The 9,442-nt window shown below is 69.5% G+C and carries 10 protein-coding genes; all 10 read left to right on the top strand.

Annotated features, from left to right (window positions below; translation table 11 throughout):
• Positions 1–101: 101 nt before the first annotated feature.
• Positions 102–362, top strand: a complete 261-nt coding sequence (locus G6048_RS44180; protein WP_165345260.1) for a hypothetical protein — start codon at positions 102–104, stop codon at positions 360–362.
• A gap of 323 nt (positions 363–685) precedes the next feature.
• On the top strand, positions 686–2,629 hold the full coding sequence (locus G6048_RS44175; protein WP_165345259.1) for a primary-amine oxidase: 1,944 nt from the start codon (positions 686–688) through the stop codon (positions 2,627–2,629).
• Complete coding sequence (locus tag G6048_RS44170; protein WP_165345258.1) at positions 2,622–3,113, top strand: hypothetical protein; 492 nt, start codon at positions 2,622–2,624, stop codon at positions 3,111–3,113. Before G6048_RS44175 ends, G6048_RS44170 begins: the two co-directional genes overlap by 8 nt.
• Positions 3,114–3,143: 30 nt before the next feature.
• Positions 3,144–3,731 carry a TetR/AcrR family transcriptional regulator gene (locus tag G6048_RS44165; RefSeq protein WP_165345257.1) on the top strand — a complete coding sequence of 196 codons (588 nt, stop codon included), beginning with the start codon at positions 3,144–3,146 and terminating at the stop codon, positions 3,729–3,731.
• 100 nt (positions 3,732–3,831) lie between these two features.
• Entirely contained in the window at positions 3,832–4,494 is a 663-nt protein-coding gene (locus G6048_RS44160; protein WP_165345256.1) for a response regulator transcription factor, read from the top strand.
• A gap of 6 nt (positions 4,495–4,500) precedes the next feature.
• Positions 4,501–5,985, top strand: a complete 1,485-nt coding sequence (locus G6048_RS44155; RefSeq protein WP_165345255.1) for an ATP-binding protein — start codon at positions 4,501–4,503, stop codon at positions 5,983–5,985.
• 116 nt (positions 5,986–6,101) lie between these two features.
• Complete coding sequence (locus G6048_RS44150) at positions 6,102–7,226, top strand: acyl-CoA dehydrogenase family protein (RefSeq protein WP_165345254.1); 1,125 nt, start codon at positions 6,102–6,104, stop codon at positions 7,224–7,226.
• 47 nt (positions 7,227–7,273) lie between these two features.
• A complete protein-coding gene (locus tag G6048_RS44145; protein WP_165345253.1) occupies positions 7,274–7,633 on the top strand; it encodes a hypothetical protein in 360 nt (119 codons plus the stop codon).
• A complete protein-coding gene (locus tag G6048_RS44140; RefSeq protein ID WP_165345252.1) occupies positions 7,630–8,409 on the top strand; it encodes an SDR family NAD(P)-dependent oxidoreductase in 780 nt (259 codons plus the stop codon). Before G6048_RS44145 ends, G6048_RS44140 begins: the two co-directional genes overlap by 4 nt.
• Before the next feature lie 21 nt (positions 8,410–8,430).
• A partial coding sequence (locus G6048_RS44135; RefSeq protein WP_165345251.1) for an amidase occupies positions 8,431–9,442 on the top strand: 1,012 nt, incomplete at its 3' end.

Below are 9,442 nucleotides of genomic sequence, written 5' to 3'. Positions count from 1 at the left end.
CCCGTCCCCCGCGCCCCGCACCCCGGGTTCGGCTGCCCTCCGGCCTTCTCCGCCCGCAGACGTCATGCCCCGGCCTCTGCTGCACCTCTCAGGGAGTTTCCGTGACCCAGCAGTCATCAGGCCCGGATCATCGCACCCACCTCCGGCAAGGCGCCGTGGGGGTGGCGGTCGTCCTGTTCTTCGCGCTCTCCGCGCAGGCGCCGCTCACCGGTGTCGCCGGAACCCTCCCCGTCCCCCTCGGCCTCGGCAACGGCGGCGTGCCCGCCACTTACCTGCTGGTCGGGGCCATGATCGGCCTGTTCTCGGTCGGCTTCATCGCCATGAGCCGCCACGTCAGCGACGCGGGCGCCTTCTACGCGTAAGCCTCCCGGGGCCTGGGCAATCCGCTCGTGGAGCCGGCCGACGTTTCACGGTCCGCCTCTGCCGACAGGGCCTGGGCGATCGGGGAACCGGGTCCCGGGTGCCCGGCGCGGTTCCAAGCGCCGGGCACCCGGGACCCGCGCATTGCCGGCGGGACAGTCGCCGCGGATTCGCCAGTAGGTGCACGTGCTTCCGCCCATGCGTGCACGGGATCCGGCCGCGCGGCAGGAAGTCCCGGCCGAGGTCTGGACCCGAACCCCGCCCGTCCTTTTTCCTCTACCAACGTAGAAAAAAGCACCGCCAAGTGCACCCCTGGAGGAGCACCATGACCGCCACAGCTCACCCGCTCGACCAGTTGACCGCGGGCGAGATCGAGGAGATCCGCTCGGTGCTGGACCGAGCCGGATCCCTTCAGGACACCTCGCGCTTCGTCTTCGTGGGCCTCGAAGAGCCCACGAAGAGCGACCTGTTCGCCTTCTCCGTGGGTGACCCGGTGGACCGCCGGGCCCGCGTACTGCTCCATGACATCGCGGGCGCTCCCGGGCGGGACGTTCTCGTGTCCCTGGCCGGGCGGAACATCGTCGCCGAGCGAACGCTGGATGCCGTCGCCGACGGTCAACTTCCCGTGCTGGAAGAGGAATTCGGCATCGTCGAAGAGGTGCTCGCCCAGGACGAGCGGTGGCTGGCCGCGCTCAAGGACCGCGGCCTGGACGTGGCCCGCGTACGCGTCGCCCCGCTGTCCGCCGGTGTCTACGCCGACGAGTACCCGGACGAGTCCGGCCGCCGCATCCTGCGCGGCCTGGCGTTCGTCCAGGAACACGAGCAGGACCACGCCTGGGCCCACCCCGTCGACGGCCTGGTCGGCTACGTGGACGTGCTCAGCCGCACCGTCCACCGCGTCGTCGACATCGGCCCCGTCCCGATCCCCACCGGATCCGGGAACTTCCACGACCCGGCCGTCACCGGCCCCGCCCGCACCACGCAGAAACCCATCGAGATCACCCAGCCCGAGGGACCCAGCTTCACCCTTGAGAACAATCTGCTGACGTGGGAGAACTGGTCCCTGCGCATCGGATTCGACGCCCGCGAGGGCCTGATCCTGCACCAACTGGCCTTCCGGGACCGGGACAAGGGCCGCGACCGCCCGGTCATCCACCGGGCCTCCATCGCCGAGATGGTCGTGCCCTACGCCGACCCCTCGCCGGTCCGCTCCTGGCAGAACTACTTCGACACCGGCGAGTACCTGATCGGCCGGGCGGCCAACGCCCTCCAACTCGGCTGCGACTGTCTCGGTGACATCACCTACCTCGACGCGGTCATCGCCGACGAGTCGGGCCACCCGCGGACCCTGCCCAACGCGGTCTGCCTGCACGAGGAGGACTACGGCATCCTCTGGAAGCACACCGATCTGTGGGCGAACTCGAACGAGACCCGCCGCCAGCGCCGCATGGTGCTCTCCTTCTTCACCACGGTCGGCAACTACGACTACGGCTTCTACTGGTACCTCTACCTCGACGGCACCATCGAGTTCGAGGCCAAGGCCACCGGAGTCGTCTTCACCTCCGCCTATCCGGGCGGCGACTACCCGTATGCCGCCGAGATCGCCCCCGGCCTCGGCGCCCCTTACCACCAGCACCTGTTCTGCGCCCGCCTGGACATGGCGCTCGACGGTACGGAGAACCGGGTCGAGGAGGTCGACGTCGTGCGCCTCCCCATCGGCCGTCCGGACAATCCGCGCGGGAACGCCTTCACCTACCGGCACACACCGCTGACCAGGGAGAGCGAGGCGAAGCGCACCGCCGACATGAGTGTCGACCGGGTCTGGCACATCACCAACCCAGGATCGCTCAATGCCCTTGGAAAGCCGGTCGGCTACGTGCTCCACCCCGAGGGCAAGCCGACGCTGCTCGCCGACCCGGACTCCTCCATCGCTGCCCGGGCCGCCTTCGCCACCAAGCACCTGTGGGTGACCGCCTACGACCCTGCCGAGCGTTATCCGGCCGGTGATTTCGTCAACCAGCACCCCGGCGGTGCCGGGCTGCCTGCCTACGCGGCGGCGGACCGGGACATCGACGGGCAGTCGCTGGTGGTCTGGCACACCTTCGGTCTCACCCACGCGCCCCGCCCGGAGGACTGGCCGATCATGCCGGTCGACTACACCGGCTTCAAGCTGAAGCCGGCCGGCTTCTTCGACCGCAACCCGACGCTCGACGTGCCCCCGAACGCGTCCGGCTCGCACGGCTGCTGCGGTCGCGACGGCCATGCGTGAAGTGATGCTGACGGCCGGCCTGGCAGGGGCGCTGCTGTGCCTGGCCGGTCACCTACCCGGGCCGGTGCGCCGCTGGGGGCCACAGTCGCTGGCGCTGAGCAGCATGGCGCTCATGTCCGGCGACCGGGGGCGCTCAGCAGCCTGCGTGATCGGGGCCGCCTGCCTGTGGAGCGTCGTGCGAGCGTGCGTCGACCGGCGGGGCTGGGACGAGGTGACCGACCTGGCCGCGATGGCACTGCTCATGGTGCTGATGACAAGCCACTCCGGCGGATCACCTACGCACATGGCTGCCGGCATGGTGGCCGGGCCGGCCGCACTCACGGTCGTCGTCTGGGTGACCGCCCGAGCGGCTGGGATCATGTTCGGTCAGCTGTCGGACCGCTCCGCCGGCCCGGACGCCGTGCCCTGCACCCGTCGGGCATGGGCTTACCGGGAGCCCGGTGCGGCACTCATGATCATCAGCATGGCGGCCATGTTCGTGTGAGGCGGCCGGTACGGAACGGAGAAGGACCACATGCCGAAGATCGTCGATCACGAGGCCCGGAGACGTCTGATCATCCGGTCGGTCTGGTCGCTCGTCAGCCGCCGCGGCCTCGCCGCGGTGACCATGAGGGAACTCGCGGCCGAGGCGGGCTTCGCCAACGGAGGGCTCGCCCCGTACTTCCGCGACAAGGACGAGATCCTGCTCGCCGCCTTCCAGTACGCGTGCGACGCGACCGAAGGCCGCATGGAGCCCGCCATCGCGGAGACGGGCGGTCTGGCGGCCCTGCGCAGCCTCTGCCGCGAGCTGATGCCGTTGGACGACACACGGCTTCTGGAGGCGCGGGTCGTGGTCGCCTTCTGGGACCGTGCCCTGTACGACCCGCGCATGTCGTCCGCCTACGAAGCCATCATGGGCCGGTGGCGGACGCTCATGCACGGCTGCCTCGCCCAGGCCAGGAGAGCCGGTGAGGTGACCACCCGCACCTGCGACGAGGACATCGTCGAGACGCTGTTCGCCGTCGTCCTGGGCTTCCAGGTCAACGCCGTCCTCACGCCGGCAATCACCACCCCGGAACGCCAGCTCGAGGTCCTCGAAGGGCTCTTGGCGTCCTACACCTGATCGATGCACCCGTGGGCGGAAGTCCGTGCACGCAGTGCCGCCGCAGACCCGGCCCGGCTGCTTAGGGTCGTTGCCACGACGTCCCTGAAAGCGAGGACCGATGACCGTCAACTCTCGCCTGCCCGCGCCCACAGCGCGCTCAGAGCCGGCCGACGTCGTGTACGTCCTGGACGACGACGAGCAACTGTGCCAGTCCCTGGCCTGGCTGCTGGACTCCGTGCACATCAACACGGAGTGCTTCACCGACGCGGACTCCTTCCTGGCCGCCTTCGATCCGGGCCGCCCCGCCTGCCTGGTCCTGGACGTACGTATGCCGCACAAGGGCGGGTTCCAGGTCCAGGAGTTCCTCAACACTTCCGACGCCGTGCTACCGGTCGTCTTCGTCTCGGCGCACGGCGACATCCGGATGTCGGTGCGTGCCCTGCAGCGGGGTGCGCTGGACTTCCTGGAGAAGCCCTACGACCCGCAGCACGTGCTCGAAGTCGTCCAGAACGCACTGGGCCTGGCCCGCAAGCGATACGCCGAACAAGCCGAGCGGCGTGCGGTGCTGGCCCGGCTTGCCGCGCTGAGTCAGCGCGAACGGGAGATCCTGCGGCTCGTGATCGCGGGACAACCGAGCAAGTCGATCGCCAGACAGCTGGACATCAGCCTCAAGACGGTCGACGCCCACCGCGCGAGGATCAGGGAGAAGACAGCCGCCGAGAGCCTGGGCGCCCTGATCGGCGACATGCTGCGCTGCGGTCTCGGACAGTCCGAGGTGTGAGCCCACATGCCCACAGCACCTGAGATAACGTCATCCGACTTCGGCCCGCTCTTCGCCGCGCTGCAGCACTGCGTCCTGGTGCACGACGCCGCGACGAAGGACATCCTGTGGGCCAATCCCGCCGCCTGTGCCGTCCTGGGCTTCACGGTCGACGAGCTGAAACCGCTCAAGGCTCCCGACATGAGCTCCAACGCCCGCCAGTACGCCCGGGAGATCGGTGTCTCGTGGTTGCAGCGGGCCGTCGACAAGGGCACCAGCACCATCGAATGGTGTTACCGGTCGAAAGCAGGCGTGGACATCCTGACCGAGGCCGTCGCCGTGCGAGTGGACCTCGCCAGAGGGCCCGTGGTGATGGTGCAATTCCGCGACATCGCGGAGGAGAAGGCCACCCGGCTCGACCTGTTCCGCACCGAGGGCCGGCTGCACGCGTTCCTGCGCAACCTCGACGAGGGGATCGTCGTCCTCGACGGCGACGGCCGCATGCTGTTCGCGAGCGAATCAGCGGGGGCGTTGCTCCACACCGATCCGGATGATCTCGTCGGCGCCGGCTTCGCCGGCTTCCTGGCTCCCGAGTCCGCCGTACTCCTGCAGGAGGCCCTCACCACCACCCCCCGCGGCACAACACCCAGGAACACCCGCTACCGCCTTGCGATCCCGGGCGGCACCGACGGGCCGGCCCGCTGGTTCGCGGCCCGCTGCCAGTACATCGACATCGAGAACGACCTGCACGGCCTGCTCCTCCTCTTCCACGACATCACCGACACGGTCCGCGCGGAGGAAGAGCACCACCACGACGCCCAGTACCTCAACTACCTGGCCCGCTACAACGCCATGGGCGACATGGCGATGGCCATCGCCCACGAGGTGAGCCAGCCGATCTCGGCGGCGCACAACTTCGTGGCGGGGGTGCGAAGCCGTATGAACGGCGCCCGCGAGGACCTCGGTTGGGGCCTGGAGAACGCGGGGAAACAACTGGACCGGGCGGCACTGATCCTTTCCAGCCTGCGGCAGTACGTCGTACGCCTCGAAGAGTCCAAGCAACGCGCCGACCTGAACGACATCATGGCCGACTGCGCCTACTTCGTCGACGTACGAGCCAGACAGAACTCGGTCGCCCTGCGCTGGGAACGCACGGACGAAGAGCTTCCTGTGCATTGCGAGAAGGTCATGATCGGACAGGTTGTGATGAATCTCGCCTTCAATGCGATCGAGGAAATGGCAGGTTGGCCCCCGGAACAGCGGACGGTGACCGTGGCCACGCGCCGTCACGACACGTACGCCGAGTTTGAGGTACGGGACACGGGACGGGGCCTGCCGGATCTCCCGTCCGACCAGATATTCGACGGAGCCTTCAGCACGAAGGGGAACGGCCACGGCATCGGCCTCGCTCTCAGCCACCGCATCATCACGCGTCACGGCGGTGACATCCAGGCCGAGGCGAACACTCCTCGCGGGACGGTGTTCCGCGTCCGGCTGCCGCTCCTGCGGTAAGGAAATCCCCTATGCGGCCCCTCCGATTCCCGATTGTCCGCGCCCGGTCGGCCCGCCTAGCGTCATAGCGAGACAGCAGGAAACCAATCGGCTCGCGCATGCCAGAGGACAATCTCATGACGCAGACGCTGGATTCATCTCTTGAGCGGGTATTGGCCCTGGTGGCCGACCGGCGGGATGAATTCGAGGAAAAGCGACACGTGCCACGGGACGTAGTCGCCGAATTCAAGAAGGCGGGCCTCTACCGGGCGAGTACGCCGCGACGCTTCGGCGGCGAGCCACTGGCACCGGCGGAATTCCTCCGGCGCATCGAGCGGATATCCGAGGCCGACGGATCGGCCGGCTGGGTCGCCAGCTTCGGCTCGTCGCTCGTCTACCTCGCCGCGCTGCCCCTGGAAACCCAGGCCGAGCTGTACGCGGAGGGACCCGATGTCGCCTTCGCCGCGGGCTTGTTCCCCGTCCAGGCCGCCGAACGAGCCGGAGAGGGCTACCGGATCTCCGGCAGGTGGAAGTTCGCCAGCGGCTGCAAGGGCGCGGACGTCCTCGGCGTCGGCATCAAGGCCGGCGAGGACCACGGCGGACGGCCACTGACCGCCGTACTGCGGCCCGGGCAGGTGGAGATCGTCGAGAACTGGGACGTCGTCGGAATGCGCGGCACCGGCAGCCACGACCTGGTCGTCGACGGCGTCGTCGTACCGGAGGAGTGGACCTTCGTCCGCGGCGGCGAGCCCGCCGTCGACGAACCGCTGTACCGCTACCCGGCCGTCGCGTACGCCGCGCAGGTGCTGGCGGTCGTCGGCCTCGGCGTGGCCCGCGCCGCCCTCGACCACGTCGTCACCCAAGGCGGCCGGGCCAGCTTCACCGGCGGGCCGAAGGCGGCCGACCGTGCCACCTTCCGTATCGGCGTCGGTCAGGCTGAAGCCCAGCTCCGGTCCGCACGCGCCTTCTTCTACGAGACGACGGAGGAGGTGTGGGCGACGGTGGAGCGAGGGGACCCCGCCACCGCACACCAGGCCAGCCTGCTGCGGCTCGCCTCCACCCATCTCGCCAAGACCTCCTTCGAAGTCGTCCGGGCCGCGTACCAGCTCGCCGGGATACTCGCCATCGCGGACAGCAGCCCCATGCAGCGCTACCTGCGGGACGCCTCAGTGGTCCCGCAGCACGCCTTCCTCCAGGAAGGCATCTACGACGCTGCGGGAGCGGTGCTCACAGGCGTGCAGCCTTTCCCCGGCTACCCGTGAGGGACCCCCGCCCTCATCCCACGTCACTCCTGAAAGGCAGAACTCCCATGTCCGATTCCCCGCTGCGGGTGCTGTTCTGTATCGGCGTCAACCAGAACTTCTTCGACCTGCCCACCGGCCAGGGTAAGTCCGTCTGGGACGGCTTCATGAGCATGCTCGCACAGTTCCACGAACTACCCGGCGTCTCCGTCCTCGGCACCATCGACGACGACCGGCACCTGGTCGGCCCGTCCGACTCCTGGCCCTGGACCTGCTACGTCCTCGCCGATGTCGTCGACCAGTCCACGGTGGCCGCGGCCTGCAACCTCTTCCGCACCGTGCAGGTCGGCGACCACGGCCTGTGGCGCTACATGAAGATCGAGGCACGCATCGGCCGCCCGCTGCCGGACCCGGAGCCGGCCCGATGAGCCCCCAGGGGACCGGTGCGACCTGGGAGGACGACACCCACCGGGTCGCCCTGGTGACGGGCGCGGCCCGCGGCCTCGGCGCCTGCATCGCCGGGCGGCTCTACGACCGTGGCTACCGGGTCGCGTTGACCGACCTGGATGCGGAGGCCGCCGCGAAAGCGGCCGCGGAACTCGACCCCACAGGGCAGAACGCGGTCGGCCTCGCCCTGGACGTACGGGACAAGGACGCCTTCGCACGGGTGCGCGACCAACTGGCCGGGCGCTGGGGCGCGGTGCACGTCCTGGTCAACAACGCCGGACACTCCAAGGTCGAGTCGCTGATGACGATCACCCCGGAGAGCTTCGAGTCGGTGGTGGCCACCAACCTCAACGGCACGTTCTTCGGCTGCCAGGTCTTCGGCGCATACTTCGCCGAACGCGGCTACGGGCGCATCGTCAACATCGGCTCGCTCGCCGGACAGAACGGCGGTACCGCAACCGGCGCGCACTACGCGGCGGCCAAGGGCGGAGTCGCCACGCTGACCAAGGTGTTCGCCCGCGAACTCGGCCCGCACGGAGTGACCGTCAACTCCATCGCCCCCGGACCGCAGGACCTTCCCGTCGTCCGCGAGACGGTCGCTCCCGAGAAACTCGCCCAGACCGAGGCCATGATCCCCGTCGGCCGGCTCGGCCGCCCCACGTTCATCGCCGACATGGCCGTCCTGCTCGCCGCCGAGCACGCGGACACGGTCACCGGAGCCTGCTGGGACGCCAACGGCGGCCTGTTCATGCGCTGACGTCGCGAAGGGAACCTGATCATGACCCTCCGGCACACCGCCACGGTCGAGGACGCGCTGCGTCGCCTGGAGAGGACCGAGCCCGACATCCGTGCCTGGGTGCGGGTGGATGCCGACGATGTCCGCGCGGCCGCTGAGCGGGCACTGGACGGCCCGCTGCAGGGCGTGCCGTTCGGCGTGAAGGACATCATCGACGTCGCCGGCCTGCCCACGGTATGCGGTTCCCCGCTCCGCCGTGGCCGGATCGCCGACGCCGACGCCTGGCTGGTGGAGCGGCTCAGGAGTGCGGGCGCCGTGCCCCTCGGCAAGACCGTGACCACGGAGTTCGCGTACTTCCAGCCCGGCCCCACCCGTAACCCCCATGGCCTCGCCCACACGCCCGGCGGCTCCTCCAGCGGCTCGGCCGCCGCGGTCGCCGCCGGCGTGGTGCCCCTCGCCCTGGGCTCCCAGACGGCGGGCTCACTGACCCGGCCGGCGTCCTTCTGCGGTGTCGCCGGATACGTCGCACCCGTGGGCGCGTGGCCGACAACGGGATTCACCGGGCTCAGCCCGACCCTCGACGCACCGGGGCTGCTCGCCGCGCAGGTGGCGGACCTGGCCACGGCGGTCGAGGCAGTCGACGGGACGCGGGCCGAAAACCCGTGGTCTGTAAGGGCGTTGGTGTGGCATGGCACTGAACTTGCCGACACGGACCCGGCGATGCACGCAGCGCTGGAGCGTACCGTCGGGATCCTCGCGGCCGACGGCGCCGAAACGGACGTGCTCGATGTACCAGGCGTACTCGGCGCGCTCGGCGAAGAGGTCCGTACGACCGAACTCGCCGAGACACATGCCACCGTGATGGCGTACGAGGCCGCGCGCTCGTTGCACGCCGAGGCGCAGCACCCCGAGTCCCTGAGCAAACACCTGAACGAACTCCTGGAGCGCGGACGCACCACCCCGAAGGCCGAGTACGAGGCGGCGCTGGGCTTCCGGCGCACGGCCCGCACCGCGATCCTCGAACTGCTGGACCACGTCGACGTGATCCTCGCCC

Source organism: Streptomyces ureilyticus, from assembly GCF_011045025.1.
GTDB classification, from domain to species: domain Bacteria; phylum Actinomycetota; class Actinomycetes; order Streptomycetales; family Streptomycetaceae; genus Streptomyces; species Streptomyces ureilyticus.
Note: the sequence above shows the minus strand (reverse complement) of the source record. Positions and strands in the feature narration are given on the sequence as shown.

Bases quoted from the DNA above. Each gene is read 5' to 3' on its own strand.
- G6048_RS44160 (WP_165345256.1), top strand. From the start codon at position 3,832: ATGACCGTCAACTCTCGCCTGCCCGCGCCCACAGCGCGCTCAGAGCCG.
- G6048_RS44155 (WP_165345255.1), top strand. From the start codon at position 4,501: ATGCCCACAGCACCTGAGATAACGTCATCCGACTTCGGCCCGCTCTTC.
- G6048_RS44170 (WP_165345258.1), top strand. From the start codon at position 2,622: ATGCGTGAAGTGATGCTGACGGCCGGCCTGGCAGGGGCGCTGCTGTGC.
- G6048_RS44140 (WP_165345252.1), top strand. From the start codon at position 7,630: ATGAGCCCCCAGGGGACCGGTGCGACCTGGGAGGACGACACCCACCGG.
- G6048_RS44175 (WP_165345259.1), top strand. From the start codon at position 686: ATGACCGCCACAGCTCACCCGCTCGACCAGTTGACCGCGGGCGAGATC.
- G6048_RS44145 (WP_165345253.1), top strand. From the start codon at position 7,274: ATGTCCGATTCCCCGCTGCGGGTGCTGTTCTGTATCGGCGTCAACCAG.
- G6048_RS44150 (WP_165345254.1), top strand. From the start codon at position 6,102: ATGACGCAGACGCTGGATTCATCTCTTGAGCGGGTATTGGCCCTGGTG.
- G6048_RS44165 (WP_165345257.1), top strand. From the start codon at position 3,144: ATGCCGAAGATCGTCGATCACGAGGCCCGGAGACGTCTGATCATCCGG.